We start from the raw sequence: 14,717 nt of genomic DNA on the forward strand, positions 1-14,717 counted from the left end.
TCATGGCCAAGAAAGTCTATCCCGCCAACCGTCTTCATCCTCGCTACTGGGGAACCTGGTTCGCGATCGGTCTCATGCGCCTGGGTGCGGTGCTGCCGTGGCGTCTGAAGCTGGCTCTCGGCAAGGGCCTCGGTCTTGCCACCTGGCGGCTGGCCAAGCGACGTCGCCATATCACCGAGACCAATCTGGCACTCTGCTTTCCCGAGCTCGACGAACGCCAGCGCGCGGACTTGGTTCAACGGACCTTCATCGCCAACGGCATCGGTATTCTCGAGACGGCGACCGGCTGGTGTCGTGATCCCGAACATCTGCGTCACCGGGTAACGTTTCGCGGCACCGAGCACATGGAGCGGGCGATGGCACAGGGCAAGGGCGCGCTGATCATCGGCATCCACTTCTCGACGCTCGATCTCGGCGGTGCACTGCACTCGCTGTTCTTTCCCGCCGACGTGGTCTATCGACCCCATGACAATCCCGTGTTCGAAGACTTCATGACCCGGGCCCGGCGCGGCATTTTCGGGGCCGCCATCGACCGTCACGATCTGCGCGGCGTCGTGCGTCGAGTCAAGTCCGGGCATGCCGTATGGTATTCGCCGGATCAGGATTTCGGTCGCGAGGCGAGCGTGTTTGCGCCGTTTTTCGGGGTGCCAGCCGCTTCCATCAAACTGACCGCGAAGATCGCCCGTATGACGGGGGCGCCGGTCATGCCGCTGATGTTCCACCGCAATCCGGACGATCGTACCTATACGCTGGAGTACCTGCCGCCACTCGAGAATTTCCCCAGCGGTGACGATGAAGCCGATGCCGCCAAGGTCAATGCCTTCATCGAGACGGCGATACGTCGACATCCCGAGCAGTACCTCTGGCTGCATCGGCGCTTCAAGACGCGCCCGCCCGGAGAGGCCTCGCTCTATTGAACGAAGCGGGGCGAATAACATGGGGTTTCAGACTGTAACGTCATCCGCTTGACGTCGAGACGCGAACAATCGAGTCTTAAGGTGCTCTCAAGGATATCGGGAGCGGGTTGTCGTAAGGCCGATCGAGAAGCGGCTGCGGCAAGTCTAATGGGCCAACACAGGAAGTACTGCCATGCTCAGTTATGCCGTGATATTCCTCATCGTCGCCATCATCGCCGGGGTGCTCGGGTTCGGTGGTGTCGCTGGCGTTGCCGCAACCGTCGCGAAAGTGCTTTTCGTGATATTCCTCATCCTCTTCGTGGTGTCGTTGATTCGAGGCCGTGGACGCTGACGCTCGATGCGGTGATCGTCCTACGTTGAGTTGAGCGCCGCGCGCGGAATCAGGCGCACCAGCAAGCCTGCCGCGCCAACGAAAAACCCCCGCCAGACACTGTCTGGCGGGGGTTTTCGCGTGATCGGGCCGACAAGACCGTTATGCCGGCGTCGATCGCCTCAGGCGTCGATGCGCTTGTACTTCATGCGCTTGGGCGTGTCGCTTCCCACTCGCTTGCGATAGTCGGCTTCGTAGTCGGTGTAGTTACCCTCGAACAGCACCACGCTCGAATCGCCCTCGTAGGCAAGAATGTGCGTGGCGATGCGATCCAGGAACCAGCGATCGTGAGAGATCACCATCGCACAGCCGGGGAAGGCAAGCAGTGCCTCTTCGAGTGCGCGAAGGGTCTCGATGTCCAGGTCGTTGGAGGGTTCGTCGAGCAGCAGGACGTTGGCACCCTGCTTGAGCGTCTGCGCCAGCTGCAATCGACCGCGCTCACCCCCGGACAGTTCGCTCAGTCGTTTCTGCTGATCGGTGCCCTTGAAGTTGAAACGACCGACATAGGCTCGCGACGAGACCTCGTAGCCGTTGATATTGAGCATGTCGTGCCCACCGGAGACCGCTTCCCACACCGTCTGGGTGTCGTCGAAGTGATCGCGTAGCTGTTCGACATAGGCGATGTCGACGGTCTCGCCAAGGACGACCTCGCCGCTGTCCGGCTGCTCCTTGCCATCGACCAGCTTGAACAGCGTCGACTTGCCCGCGCCGTTACCCCCGACGATGCCCACGATCGCGCCGGCCGGAATCTGGAACGACAGATTGTCGAACAGGAGCTTGTTCTCGAAACGCTTGGCGACGTCGTGGAACTCGATGACCTTGTCGCCGAGGCGCGGCCCGGGCGGAATGTAGATTTCGTTGGTCTCGTTGCGCTTCTGGTAGTCGCCGGACTGCAGCTCGTCGAAGCGATTCAGACGGGCCTTGCTCTTGGCCTGACGACCCTTGGCATTCTGACGAACCCACTCCAGCTCCTGCTTGATCGCGCGCTGGCGCCCGGCCTCGGCCTTGGCTTCCTGCTCGAGGCGCTTCTCCTTGGATTCGAGCCACTGAGAATAATTGCCTTCGAAGGGAATGCCCTGCCCGCGGTCGAGCTCGAGAATCCAGCCGGCGACGTTGTCGAGGAAATAGCGGTCGTGGGTGATTGCCACCACCGTCCCCGGGTAGTCATGCAGGAAGCGCTCGAGCCAGGCCACCGATTCGGCGTCCAGGTGGTTGGTCGGCTCGTCGAGCAGCAGCATGTCGGGGCTCGACAGCAGCAGCCGGCAGAGCGCGACGCGCCGGCGCTCGCCGCCGGAGAGATGGCCGACCCGGGCGTCCCACGCGGGGAGACGCAGCGCCTCGGCGGCCACCTCGAGCTTGCGCTCGATGTTATGGGCGTCGGCGGCTTCGATGATGTTCTCGAGGCGCGCCTGCTCCGCGGCGAGCGCATCGAAATCGGCGTCCGGGTCGGCGTAGGCGGTGTAGACGGCCTCGAGCTGTTCCTGCGCAGCCTTGACCTCGCCGAGTGCCTCCTCGACGGTCTCGCGCACGCTCTTGTCGTCGTCGAGCGCAGGCTCCTGAGGGAGATAGCCGATATTGATGCCCGGCATGGGGCGCGCTTCGCCGTTGTACTCGGTATCGACGCCGGCCATGATCCGCAGAAGCGTCGACTTGCCCGCCCCGTTGAGACCCAGAACGCCAATCTTGGCGCCGGGGAAGAAGGAGAGCGAGATATCCTTGAGGATCTCGCGCTTCGGGGGGACGACTTTGCCCACCCGGTTCATGGTGTAGACGTATTGCGCCATGGAAATCCGGTCGTATCGCGTTGGTAAGTAAGGGGGGTCACCGAGAATGCAGGGACCCGAAACGAGAGTTCGAGAGACGAGCCCGGACGCTGGGCCGCGGGTCTCAAAGTAGGCAGGGTAAACGACTACCGGGGCAATTGCTAACGCCCCGGTTCGGAGGCAATCACTCCTCTTCGTCGCCGAAATCGCAGTACCAGTCGTCGTCGATGGCGCGCTTCAAACGGCGCTCTTCGAGTAGCGCCTCGACCTGACGGCGTGCTTTCAAGGTATCCGTCTTGCTGCTGCGCGGACGCTCGAACTGTTCATCGTTGACGGCGTCGAGCAGTGCCTGCTCATCGGCATACTGTTCTCGGCTCATGCTAAGCCCTCCCGATCAATGGCATCTCCTTGATGCCTGAGCGCTATATATCGCCGAACGTGTACCCGGGCAAGTATCGAGAGTTTAAAAAAAACTATCGCCGCAGTGGGCGGCGATAACAGGGAAGCAAAGAAAGGGAGGAGGGCAGCGGCGAAAGAACGCAGGCGAGGGCGGCGAGCCTCAGGCCGGGTCGCGCTCCGCTTTCAACGTTTCGAGCTCCTGCAGGGCCTCGACGAGACCGGTGACGTCTTTCTGCACGCCAACGAAGTAGGTGAGCTGATCCTCCTCGTCGTGAACCGGCGTGATCGACAGCTCGTTCCAGAACTGGCTGCCATCCTTGCGATAGTTGCGGAGTACCTCGCGACACGGGCGGCCTTCTCGTAGTGCGGTCCGTACCCGGTCGATGGCGGGCTGGTCGCGGTCGCCATTCTGTAGAAAGCGGCAGTCGCGATAGAGGATCTCGTCGATGCTGTAGCCGGTGAGTCGCTCGAAGCCCTCGTTGACGTAGATCAGGATGTTCTCGTCACCCTCTTGCTCGGCGACGACGATGCCGTCGTCGGAGGCATTGACGATCCGCTCGAGCAGAGCGGGACTGATCATAGGGGGACGTTTCTGGTTACTGGCCATCCTTGCCTCCAGGCTGGACATCCGACGAATGTAGGGACGATACGCCGGCTCATGATGCCACGACGTCGAGGGATTACAACGCTTTGACAATCCTAGGTCTCGACCTCGGCCAGCGCGTGCGCGCTCACCGCTGCCGCCGCTCCCAGCAGCGCCAGTATCAGGAGAAGGCCGGCGCTTCCCAGCCACTGGGCAAGCCCGCCGAGGACGAGCCCCAGGATCAGCATCACGATGCCGGTAAAGGTGTTGGAGAACGCGACGTAGAGTGCGCGGGTATCGCTGTCGGCGAGATCCACGACGTAAGTCTTGCGACCCAGGCGAATGCCCGCATGGGCGATCATCAGCAGGCCGTAGACCGCGGCATACGGCCAGACGCTTTCGCGAATCGATGCCGGCAGCAGTCCGCAGGCAGCGCCGGCGAGGCAGCAGAGGGCCGCGCCGACGGCACTCGTGCGCATGACGCGACGACTCGAACGATCCGCTAGGCGGCCCCAGATCGGCCCGGCGACCATGCCGGCAAGCCCGGACGTGACGATCAGGATACCCAGACTTGTGAGATCCGTACCGCTGTTTTGCTGGCCCAGCAGGGCGAGATAGGGCAGCGCCAGCGCGCTCGAGAGCAGTAGGGCGCGTGCCAGATTGAAGTGGAGAAAACGTCGATCTCGGCGCATCAGCCCGAGCCCCTCCTTGACGCTCTCCCAGGCATTGGCGCCGCCATCGGTCGCTCCCGGCGCCTCATGAATCAGTGCCGCACAGAGCGCGTTGAGCAGCCAGCCGGCGGCCGCGGCCAGTAGCAGCACCGCGATCGCTGCGGCCCCCGGATGGTTACCGAGCAGCACGAAGGCCGCCCCGACCAGTAGCGTCAGCGCGCCGGCGATGCCGGCACTCCAGCCCATTAGCGTGCCGCGACGCTGTTTGGCGATGGTTTTGCCCAAGACGTCCTTGGTAGCCACCGAGGAGAGACCGCGTCCCAGCGAGAGGCCGGTCAAGGCCACCAGTACCAGCGCCCCCGCCCAGCTTCCTTGTCCGAAGAGCGCCAGCAGTGCCAGCGCCAGCGCCCCGACGGCCTGCACGATGCCGCCGAGCACCCAGACCCACTTGCGCACGGCGCGCAGCCGGATGTAGCCCGCGATGAGCAGCTGCGGCAGCAGCGCGCCGGCTTCGCGGATGGGCACCAGCAGTCCCACCATCCACACCGGCGCGCCGATCGCGCCCATGAGCCAGGGCAGGATCAACCGCGCGTTAGAAAGCTCGTCGGCGAGCTTGTTGCCCAGCGCCGCGAGCAGGTGGCGCACGAAGTTGCCCGGCTGCTCGCGGCACGCCTCGTCGGAGATATCGCGGCACAGGCGGCTGTCGTCGTCGCCGGTGAGGCGCTCGACCAGCTGCGTGAGGGGGGTGACTCTGGAGGACATCGACGGCGTTTCCTGTGGATCTCTGAGTAGTGAATATCTGAGTGGGTGAATATTTGAGTAGTGAATCTCAGAGAGTGTGAATCTCTGAGTCGGTGGCTCACGGAGCGCACGCCGCTCCTCGCGGTGTGCGGATCCGGCACTTGAGCGCCCGGATACCCCCGCGCATCATGCACGGCGGTGTGCGATGTTCATCATCACCTTTATGAGTCACGACGTTCTGGAGGTCCGCGGATGGCACGGATTCGAATTCACTACTGCACCCAGTGTCAGTGGCTGCTGCGCGCCGGCTGGTACGCTCAGGAGCTGCTGCAGACCTTCGGCGAAGGGCTCGAGCAGGTCGCACTGGCACCGAGTCACGGCGGCCACTTCGAGGTTTTCTACGACGACGAGTCGCTGTGGGAGCGCAAGCGCGACGGCGGTTTTCCCGACGTCAAGGAGCTCAAGCGTCGCGTGCGCGACCGGCTCGACCCCGGGCGTGATCTCGGGCATACCGATCGCGCCGCGCCAACGCCGAGCGAGTGAAACCCGCCCGCGCGCTCCCGCTCACCACCAGCGCTTGCGTTTGAGCAGCAGCATCACCCAGCCGCCGACCACGACCGTGATCGCCAGGAAGATCGCGAAGCCGTAGGGGTTGTCCGCGCCGGGAATCCCGCCGACGTTGATCCCCAGAAGCCCGGTCAGAAAGCTCAGTGGCAGAAAGACCGTGGTGACGATCGCCAGCATGTACATGCGCTGGTTCATGCGTTCGTTGTGTTCGCTGAACAGGTGCTCCTGCAGGACCAGTGCCCGCTCCTGCATGGCGTGAAAGTCCTCGACGTAGCGCGATAGCTGGTTGGCGCTCTCGCGAATCGACACCTTGGTATCGTCGTCGAACCAGTCCGGGCCGTGGGCGAGCTGCTCGAGACAGTCGCGCTGCGGGCCCATGAAGCGCCGGAGCGTGATCAGCGAGCGGCGAAAGCGCGAGAGATCGTCGGGCTCGATGTCACGATCGCTCAGCTGGTCCTCTTCCAGCTCGCCGAGACCGTCGTCGATCTGGTGGGCGACATCCCCCACCTTGTCCACCAGCGTCTCCGTGAGCCAGGCGAGCAGATCCGGGATCGACAGCGCGCCGTCGCCGCTGTCGATGCGTTCCCGCACCTCGCTGACCGAGCGCAGCGGGCGCCGGCGCAGCGTGATCAACCGGTTGGGGGCGATCCAGATCCGCAGCGAGATCAGGTCTTCCGGGGCGGCGCCGGGGTTGAGGTTGATGCCGCGCAGCGTGCTCACCACGCCATTGCGAAACTTGCCGACCCGGGGACGCGTATCCTCTTCGAGCAGCGCCTCGACCGCCGCCTCGTCGAGCTGGGCGAGGTCGTTGAGATAGCGGCCGACGTCCTCGTGGCGAAAGTCCAGATGCATCCACAGCATGCGCGACGGGTCCGCCCATGCCTCGGAAAGCCCGCGTACGCTGAGCAGTTCACCACCGCCACGTCCGTCGAGTTCGTAAGCGGCGACCAGGGCCGTTTCCCCTTCCAGGGCGGGTTGACTCTCCATCTTCTCTCCTCGTCCTTTCCTTGATGAGGGGCTCGCCGTCGCCGCGAGCGCTCACGGCGACGGGTCAGGGCGGCAATACTGCCAAGCGTCGATTCACGGGTTCTGCTGGGGCGCGACCGACGCTTGAGGGTCGAGCATCGGCGCAAGCGCCGACCAGACGTTGTCGAGAATGATCGGCTGCGCCTCGGCGGTCGGATGAATCCCGTCGCCCTGCAGCATGGTCGAGAGATCGACGCCCTCGAGCAAAAAGGGTAGCAGGGGAACCTCGTACTCCTCGGCGAGCTGGGAGAAGACGCCGCGGAATGCACTGGCGTAGGAGGCGCCGTAGTTGGGCGGCACTTCGATGCCGAGCAGCAGTACCTCGGCGCCGCTGGTTTCGCTGCGCTCGATCATCTTGGCTAGATTGACCTGCATCTGCTGCGGGGAGAGCCCGCGTAGACCGTCATTGCCTCCCAGCTCGATCAGCACGATATCGGGGTCATGCTGATCCAGAATGTCCGGCAGTCGCGCCGCGCCGCCAGAGGTGGTCTCGCCGCTGATACTGGCGTTGATCACTTCGTGCTCGTCGTCGAGGCGCTGCTTGAGTAGATTGACCCAACCCGCTTGCTGATCGATGCCGTAGGCGGCGCTCAGGCTATCGCCCATGACGAGAACCGTCTCTGCACGGGCGGCGGCGGGCAACGCCATCAGCAGCGCGAAAGCGCAGAGCAGCGTTCCCCCCATGCCCCGGCCCAGCGCGGCGCAGAGGGTCCTTTTCGCACCCGTTACAGGAAAAACAGACACCATGTCTCACTCCTCGGAGAATCAGCAGGATCGAATTCTATACGCAAGCGATCTGAGCAAGCGGGTAAAAAGCGGGGAAGGAGAGCTCGTTATCCTCGAAGCGTTGTCGCTCGATGTCGGTCGCGGAGAGAGCGTCGCCATCGTCGGCAGCTCCGGCGCCGGCAAGTCGACCCTGCTGGGACTGCTCGCCGGGCTCGACGCGCCCAGCGCCGGGGCGCTGGAACTCTTCGGTCAGTCACTGGGTGAACTCGATGAGGACGGGCGCGCTGCGCTGCGGGCCGGTCGCGTGGGCTTCGTGTTCCAGAACTTCCAGTTATTACCGACCCTTACCGCCATGGAAAACGTTATGTTGCCGCTCGAACTGTCGCCGCGGCAAGACGTCGAGGCGAAAAGTCGCCATTGGCTCGAGCGGGTCGGCCTGACCGGGCGTCTTTCGCATCTGCCCAAGCAGCTCTCCGGCGGTGAGCAGCAGCGCGTGGCCGTGGCGCGCGCTTTCGTCGCCGAGCCGGACCTGGTCTTCGCCGACGAGCCCACCGGCAACCTCGACGAGGAGACCGGTCGGCGCATCATCGATCTACTGTTCGCGCTCAATCGCGAGTCCGGCACCACGCTGATCCTGGTCACTCACGATCTGGCGCTGGCACGGCGCTGTGACCGCTGTCTCAAGCTCGAGAACGGGGCGCTCCACCCGCTCGAGATGTCGCGACGCGTCGAGGCCGACGCATGAGTCTGATCGCACTGTCGCTCAAGGGGCTCAGACGAGACCTGCGCGCCGCCGACGTGCGGGCGCTGTTCCTGGCGCTGACGCTGGCGGTCGCGGCGACCACCATGATCGGCTTCTTTCTCGACCGTCTCGATCGCGGACTCACACGTCAGGCCGGCCAGCTTCTCGGCGGCGATCTGGTCCTCGAGCAGGGCCGGGCGTTCGACGATGAGCTGCGCGAAACCCTGCGCGAGGCGGGGCTTCGCCTGAGCGATCAGGTCGATCTGGTGTCGATGATCTCCCAGGGCGACGCTTTCCAGTCGGCGGGGCTCAAGGTGGTCGACGACGGCTATCCGCTCTACGGCGAGGTGCTGGTCGATCGTGGCGACGGTATCGAGGCGCTGGCGCACGGCCCGCCGCCGGGGCAGGCGTGGATCGCCCCGAGATTGGCGCGGCTGCTCGAGGTGGCGATCGGCGACACGGTTCAAGTGGGATCGGCGTCGCTGCGCGTCGGCGGGCTGATCGATCGCGAGCCGGATCAGCAGGGCGGCTTCTCCGGTCTGACGCCGCGGATCATGCTCGATCGCGCCGATCTGGCGGCGACCGAACTGGTCCGCCCGGGCTCGCGAATCGAGTACGAACTGCTCGCGGCCGGCCCGCCGGCCGCGGTGGAGGCGGTGTCGAATCGTTTCGAGCGCTGGCGCGAGGCGGGCATCGAGGTGCGCGACGTGCGCGTCGACCGGCCGAGCCTCGGGCGCTCGCTGGAGCGGGCGCAGAAGTATCTGAGCCTTGCCGGACTGGCGGCGGTGCTGCTCGCCGGCGTCGCGGTGGCGATGGCGACGCGGCGCTACGTCGATCGTCATCTGGATACCGCCGCGCTGATGCGCTGCTTCGGCGCCTCGCAGCGTCAGCTCGGCCAGCTCTTCGCCTGGCAGCTGGGGTGGCTCGCCGGGGCCGCCGCCGTTACTGGTGCGCTGCTGGGGCTGGCCGGCCAGGCGGGGCTGCTGGCGCTGCTGGTGCGTTTTCTGCCGCTGGAACTGCCGCCACCGGGATGGCTTCCCTTCGCCATGGGCATCCTCACCGCGCTGGCGGTGCTGGTGGGCTTTGCCGGTCCGACGCTGATCCGGCTGCGCCGGGTCAGTGCGCTCAAGGTACTGCGGCGCGAGCTCGATCCGATTCCGGCGGCCGGCTGGGTGGTCGTGGGCATGGCGAGTCTCGTCTTCGGCGGGCTGCTGTGGCTCTACTCCGGCGACCCGCTCCTCGCCCTCGGCATTCTCCTCGGCGGGCTGGCGGCGCTGGTGATTCTCGCCGGTGTCGCCCATCTGCTCCTCGGCGCCCTGCTGGGTGCACTATCGCGCTTGACGCCCACGCGTGGCGGTAGCCGGGCCTGGCAGCTGGGCGGTCGTCAGCTCGCGCGCCGGCGCCAGGCGAGTCTCGGTCAGCTGCTGGCGTTCTCGGTGACCTTCGCGGCCATGGCGATCATCGCGGTGGTGCGGGGGGATCTGCTCACCACCTGGCAGGCGCAGTTGCCCACGGATACGCCCAACTACTTCGCGATCAACATCCAGCCGCAGGAGCGCGACGCCGTCGAGACGCTGCTCGAGGAGAATACGAAGAGCACGAGTGGCCTCTACCCGCTGGTGCGCGGCCGGCTCACCGCCATCGACGGTCAGCCGCCCCAGACCCGAGTCCCCGACGAACATGCCAACGACGGTGCGCTGCGGCGCGACCTCAATCTCACCTGGCGCGAGACGCTACCCGACGGCAACGAAGTGACCGCCGGGGAGTGGTTCGATGACGATGCCGCGATGAGCGCCGGGGGCGACGTGCCGATTTCGGTCGAGGAGGAGCTCGCCGGTCGGCTGGGGCTTTCGCTCGGCGACACGCTCACCTTCACCATCGGCAGCGACAGCGTGACCGGCGAGGTGACGAGCCTGCGGCATCTCGACTGGGAGAGCTTCCAGCCCAACTTCTTCATCATCTTTCCTCCGGGGGTTCTCGACACCTTCGGCCACAGCTTCATCACCTCTTTCTATCTGGCCCAAGAGAACGATGCGCTGCTGGGCGAGATGGTGCGCGAGTATCCCGGCGTCTCGCTGCTCAACGTCGAGGCGCTGCTCGAGCAGGTGCGCGGCATTCTCACGCAGGTGACTCGCGCGGTGGAATTCGTGCTCGGCTTCGTACTGCTCGCGGGGATCAGCGTGCTCTACGCGGCGCTGACCGCGAGCCGCCCCGCCCGTGCCCACGAAGGGGCGTTGCTGCGGGTATTCGGGGCGAGCAACCGCACCCTTGCGACCATGCAGTGGACGGAGTTCGCGCTGCTGGGGCTGGCCAGTGGCCTGCTTGGCGCGGCGCTGGCCGAAGTCGCTTCCGTGGGTATCTTCACCTGGCTCGGCCTGACGCCGCGCGCGCATCCGACGATGTGGCTGATCATGCCGCTGGCCGGCGCCGTCGTCGTCGGCGGCATCGGTTTCCTGCTGTCGCGCTCCACCCGCCGGCACTCGCCGATGGCGAGCCTGCGGCTGCTGGGCGAGACCTGATGTCGGCGCTTCGACACGTCGAGGGCGGGGGCCGTGTCGCCCTCGGCGAGACCGATGTCGTTTCTGGCGGCATTTTTACTCACGCTAAAGTCGGCGTGAGAAATTATGCCGTCGTGCGAGACCCGCTTTCATAGGAAAGGCCGTTGGCGCTGGGGTAAACTTGCTCCCCACGATTTCAGAACGGGCGAGGCTAGACCTGCGTCCGTCGACTCCTCCCCGAGAGCCGAGGTACCCCAAGATGTTCACTCGAGACATGCAAGTCGCCGGATTCGATGACGCCCTCTGGGACGCGATGCAAAAGGAAGTCACGCGCCAGGAAGCCCACGTCGAGCTGATCGCTTCCGAGAACTACGCCAGCCCGCGCGTGATGGAAGCCCAGGGCTCCCAGCTGACCAACAAGTACGCTGAAGGCTATCCGGGCAAGCGCTACTACGGTGGCTGCGAGTACGTCGACGTGGTCGAGCAGATGGCGATCGACTACGCCAAGGAGCTCTTCGGCGCGAGCTACGCCAACGTCCAGCCGCACTCCGGTTCGCAGGCCAACGGTGCAGCCTTCCAGGCGCTGGTCAAGCCGGGCGACACGATCCTCGGCATGAGCCTCGACGCCGGTGGGCACCTGACCCACGGCGCCAAGCCGAACTTCTCCGGCAAGCACTACAACGCCGTGCAGTACGGCATCGACGACAGCGGCCGCATCGACTACGCCGAGGTCGCCAATCTGGCGCGCGAGCACAAGCCGAAGATGATCATCGCCGGCTTCTCCGCCTACTCGCAGATCATCGACTGGGCGAAGTTCCGCGAGATCGCCGACGAGGTGGGTGCCTACCTGCTGGTGGACATGGCGCACGTCGCCGGGCTGGTCGCCACCGGGCACTACCCGAGCCCGCTGCTTCACGCTCACGTGGTCACCACGACCACGCACAAGACGTTGCGCGGTCCGCGCGGCGGTCTGATCCTCTCCGCCGAGAACGACGCCGACATCGAGAAGAAGCTGCAGTCCGCGGTCTTCCCCGGCGGTCAGGGCGGCCCCTTGATGCACGTGATCGCGGCCAAGGCGATCTGCTTCAAGGAGGCGATGGACCCCGAGTTCAAGACCTACCAAGGGCAGGTGATCAAGAACGCCCAGGCGATGGCGGGCGTATTCATCGAGCGCGGGTTCGAGGTCGTCTCCGGCGGCACCGAAGACCATCTCTTCCTGCTTTCGCTGGTCAAGCAGGGGCTGACCGGCAAGGACGCGGACGCCGCGCTCGGCCGCGCCCACATCACCGTCAACAAGAACGCGGTGCCGGGCGACCCGCAGAGCCCGTTCGTCACCTCCGGCCTGCGTATCGGCACCCCGGCGGTCACCACTCGCGGCTTCGGCGAGAGCGAGTGCCGCGACCTCGCCGGCTGGATCTGCGACATACTGGACGCCATGCAGCAGGGTGACTCCAGCGAGATCGAGCAAAGCGTCAAACGCCAGGTCGAGGCCGTCTGCGAGCGCCTGCCGGTCTATCGCTGATTTCCAACCGCTTACCGCCTGGCAGCGCCCCTCCTCGGAGGGGCGTTTTTCGTTGCGAGGGTGTCAACCAGGGGCCGTCTCGAAGAGGGTCAGGTTTGAAAAGAGGGCCAGGCTTGAAAAGAGGGCGGAAACCGCCGCGGCGGCAGGGCTGTGACCATTGTCTAAAGGCAACTGAGAGCCCGTTGCTGGAAGCTATGTCCGACATAGTCGATAATGGTCGTTACCTTCATGCCCCGAGACACCATGCCGTCTGCTCTCTCCACCCCCCGCGAACCGCGCCTGGATATCGCCGATACGCTCGCCGAAGCGATCTTCAGCGGTGCCTATGCGAGTGGCGACACCATTCCGCGAGAGGTGGATCTCTGCGCGCGTTTCGGCGTGAGCCGCAGCACCGTGCGCAGTGCCCTGCAGCGGCTGGTCAACGCCGGGCTGGTGGTGCGCATCTCGGGGCAGGGCACGCGGGTGCGCGAGCTTGCGGCGTGGCATCTGCTCGACCCGCAGGTGAGTGCCTGGATGGCGCGCTACGCCCAGCCCAACCCGGCGCTCACGCGCGAGGTTTTCGCCTTCCGGCTCGCGGCCGAACCTTACGTCGCCGGGCTCGCCGCCGAGCAGGCGACGGCCGCGGACCTGGCGAGCATCGAGAGCGCGTTCGACGGCATGCTGGCCACGCTCGAGAGCCCGGATCTCGTCTGGCAGGGCATGAGTCACGACGACTACGACGTCGCTTTTCACGAGGCGATCTTCGCGGCCTCCCACAACCTCATCTGGGCGCAGATCAGCCACGTGCTCAAGCCCGCGATCTCCATGCTGGTGACCCGCTCCAACCGCAGCGCCGGCGTGCTGAACGACAGCATGACGCGGCACCGGCGCATGCTGGAGGCGATCCGCCTGCGCCAGCCGGCGGCGGCGTCGGCAGCCGCGCTGGCGGTGCTCGAGCGCACCGCCACCGATCTCGGCCTGCAGGAACTGATGCAGCATCGGCGAGCGCTCGCGTTCGCCGGCGACACTTCTTCTTCATCCCCTGAACTCGGGAGAGACTCTTGAAAATCACGCGTTTGAAAACCTGGCAGGTACCGCCGCGCTGGCTGTTCCTGAAGATCGAAACCGATGAAGGCTGCTACGGCTGGGGCGAGCCGGTGGTAGAAGGGCGCGCGGCGACGGTCGAGGCGGCGGTGCACGAACTTTCCGACTATCTGATCGGCCAGGATCCGCACCGCATCGAGCACCTGTGGAACATCATGTATCGCGCCGGTTTCTACCGCGGCGGGCCGATCCTGATGAGCGCCATCGCCGGTATCGACCAGGCGCTGTGGGATCTCAAGGGGCGCGATCTCGGCGTGCCCGTCCACCAGCTGCTGGGTGGGGCCTGTCGCGATCGCATGCGCATGTACGCCTGGACCGGCGGCGACAAGCCGGCGGACGTGGGCGCCGGCGCCAAGGCGCTGGTGGAGAAGGGCTTCACCGCCTTCAAGATGAACGGCACCGCGGAGATGGCGATCGTCGATTCCCACGCCAAGGTGGATGAAGCGGTCGCGCGCGTCGCCGAGGCCCGCGACGCGGTCGGCCCCGACGTCGGCATCGGCATCGACTTCCACGGTCGCGTCCACCGGCCGATGGCCAAGGCGCTGCTGCGCGAGCTGGAGCCGTATCATCCGATGTTCGTCGAGGAGCCGGTGCTGCCGGAGCATCTGCCGAGCCTCAAGCACATCGCCGGCGGTCTCGGTTACCCCATCGCCACCGGCGAGCGGCTGCACACTCGCTATCAGTTCCGCGATCTGCTCGCCGACGGGATGGTCGACATCGTTCAGCCCGATCTTTCCCACTGTGGCGGCATCAGCGAAGGCATGAAGATCGCAACGCTGGCGTCGTGCTTCGACGTGGCGCTGGCACCGCACTGCCCGCTGGGCCCGCTGACGCTGGCGGCTTCGCTCCACGTGGATGCGGTGAATCACAACGCCTTCATCCAGGAGCAGAGCATGGGCATCCACTACAATCGCGACAACGACGTGCTCGACTACCTGGTCGACAAGAATGCGCTCTCCATCGAGGACGGCTACTGCAAGATTCCCGACGGGCCGGGGCTCGGCGTGGAGATCGACGAGGCCTTCGTCGAGGAGCGAGCCAAGGTGGGGCACCGCTGGCGCAATCCGGTATGGACCCACGAGGACGGCTCCGTCGCGGAGTGGTGATGC

General features: G+C 65.6%; 14 protein-coding genes. 8 read left to right on the forward strand and 6 right to left on the reverse strand.

Annotation, left to right across the window (positions count from 1 at the left end):
• The first annotated feature begins 2 nt into the window (after window positions 1-2).
• The gene (gene lpxL / locus DOM33_RS07975) at window positions 3-917 is read left to right on the forward strand and encodes an LpxL/LpxP family Kdo(2)-lipid IV(A) lauroyl/palmitoleoyl acyltransferase (protein ID WP_110667704.1); all 915 of its coding nucleotides are present in this window, start codon (window positions 3-5) and stop codon (window positions 915-917) included.
• 172 nt (window positions 918-1,089) lie between these two features.
• On the forward strand, window positions 1,090-1,248 hold the full coding sequence (locus DOM33_RS07980) for a DUF1328 domain-containing protein (protein WP_110667707.1): 159 nt from the start codon (window positions 1,090-1,092) through the stop codon (window positions 1,246-1,248).
• A 161-nt stretch (window positions 1,249-1,409) separates the two neighbouring features.
• Here the strand turns inward: DOM33_RS07980 and ettA are convergent, their stop codons facing one another.
• The 4 genes from ettA to DOM33_RS08000 form a co-directional block, all read right to left on the reverse strand.
• A complete protein-coding gene (gene ettA, locus DOM33_RS07985; RefSeq protein ID WP_110667709.1) occupies window positions 1,410-3,071 on the reverse strand; it encodes an energy-dependent translational throttle protein EttA in 1,662 nt (553 codons plus the stop codon).
• Window positions 3,072-3,234: 163 nt separating this feature from the next.
• Window positions 3,235-3,429 carry a PA3496 family putative envelope integrity protein gene (locus DOM33_RS07990; protein WP_110667711.1) on the reverse strand — a complete coding sequence of 65 codons (195 nt, stop codon included), beginning with the start codon at window positions 3,427-3,429 and terminating at the stop codon, window positions 3,235-3,237.
• Window positions 3,430-3,609: 180 nt separating this feature from the next.
• Window positions 3,610-4,029, reverse strand: coding sequence for a PAS domain-containing protein (locus DOM33_RS07995; RefSeq protein WP_110667713.1), 420 nt, complete (start codon window positions 4,027-4,029; stop codon window positions 3,610-3,612).
• Window positions 4,030-4,148: 119 nt separating this feature from the next.
• Window positions 4,149-5,465: an MFS transporter gene (locus tag DOM33_RS08000; protein ID WP_110667714.1), complete on the reverse strand. Its 1,317-nt coding sequence runs from the start codon at window positions 5,463-5,465 to the stop codon at window positions 4,149-4,151.
• Window positions 5,466-5,696: 231 nt separating this feature from the next.
• Between DOM33_RS08000 and DOM33_RS08005 the strand changes: the two genes are divergently transcribed.
• A complete protein-coding gene (locus DOM33_RS08005) occupies window positions 5,697-5,987 on the forward strand; it encodes an Rdx family protein (RefSeq protein ID WP_110667716.1) in 291 nt (96 codons plus the stop codon).
• A 21-nt stretch (window positions 5,988-6,008) separates the two neighbouring features.
• Here the strand turns inward: DOM33_RS08005 and DOM33_RS08010 are convergent, their stop codons facing one another.
• Together DOM33_RS08010 and DOM33_RS08015 are read right to left on the reverse strand one after the other, a co-directional pair.
• Complete coding sequence (locus DOM33_RS08010; RefSeq protein WP_110667718.1) at window positions 6,009-6,998, reverse strand: zinc transporter ZntB; 990 nt, start codon at window positions 6,996-6,998, stop codon at window positions 6,009-6,011.
• A 93-nt stretch (window positions 6,999-7,091) separates the two neighbouring features.
• The gene (locus DOM33_RS08015; RefSeq protein ID WP_110667719.1) at window positions 7,092-7,784 is read right to left on the reverse strand and encodes an arylesterase; all 693 of its coding nucleotides are present in this window, start codon (window positions 7,782-7,784) and stop codon (window positions 7,092-7,094) included.
• Here DOM33_RS08015 and DOM33_RS08020 point away from each other — a divergent pair.
• The 5 genes from DOM33_RS08020 (at window position 7,783) to dgoD (ending at window position 14,714) form a co-directional block, all read left to right on the forward strand.
• Entirely contained in the window at window positions 7,783-8,508 is a 726-nt protein-coding gene (locus tag DOM33_RS08020; protein ID WP_110667721.1) for an ABC transporter ATP-binding protein, read from the forward strand. The genes DOM33_RS08015 and DOM33_RS08020 overlap by 2 nt on opposite strands.
• Complete coding sequence (locus DOM33_RS08025) at window positions 8,505-11,024, forward strand: ABC transporter permease (RefSeq protein WP_110667723.1); 2,520 nt, start codon at window positions 8,505-8,507, stop codon at window positions 11,022-11,024. The genes DOM33_RS08020 and DOM33_RS08025 overlap by 4 nt, the downstream gene beginning before the upstream one ends.
• A gap of 238 nt (window positions 11,025-11,262) precedes the next feature.
• Window positions 11,263-12,525: a serine hydroxymethyltransferase gene (gene glyA, locus DOM33_RS08030; protein ID WP_110667725.1), complete on the forward strand. Its 1,263-nt coding sequence runs from the start codon at window positions 11,263-11,265 to the stop codon at window positions 12,523-12,525.
• 243 nt (window positions 12,526-12,768) lie between these two features.
• Window positions 12,769-13,569 (forward strand): FadR/GntR family transcriptional regulator, encoded by an 801-nt coding sequence (locus DOM33_RS08035; protein ID WP_110668604.1) that lies wholly within the window; start codon window positions 12,769-12,771, stop codon window positions 13,567-13,569.
• Window positions 13,566-14,714, forward strand: a complete 1,149-nt coding sequence (gene dgoD / locus DOM33_RS08040) for a galactonate dehydratase (RefSeq protein WP_110667726.1) — start codon at window positions 13,566-13,568, stop codon at window positions 14,712-14,714. The genes DOM33_RS08035 and dgoD overlap by 4 nt, the downstream gene beginning before the upstream one ends.
• Window positions 14,715-14,717 lie beyond the last annotated feature (3 nt).

The organism is Salinicola halophilus, from assembly GCF_003206155.1.
Lineage (GTDB): Bacteria > Pseudomonadota > Gammaproteobacteria > Pseudomonadales > Halomonadaceae > Salinicola > Salinicola halophilus.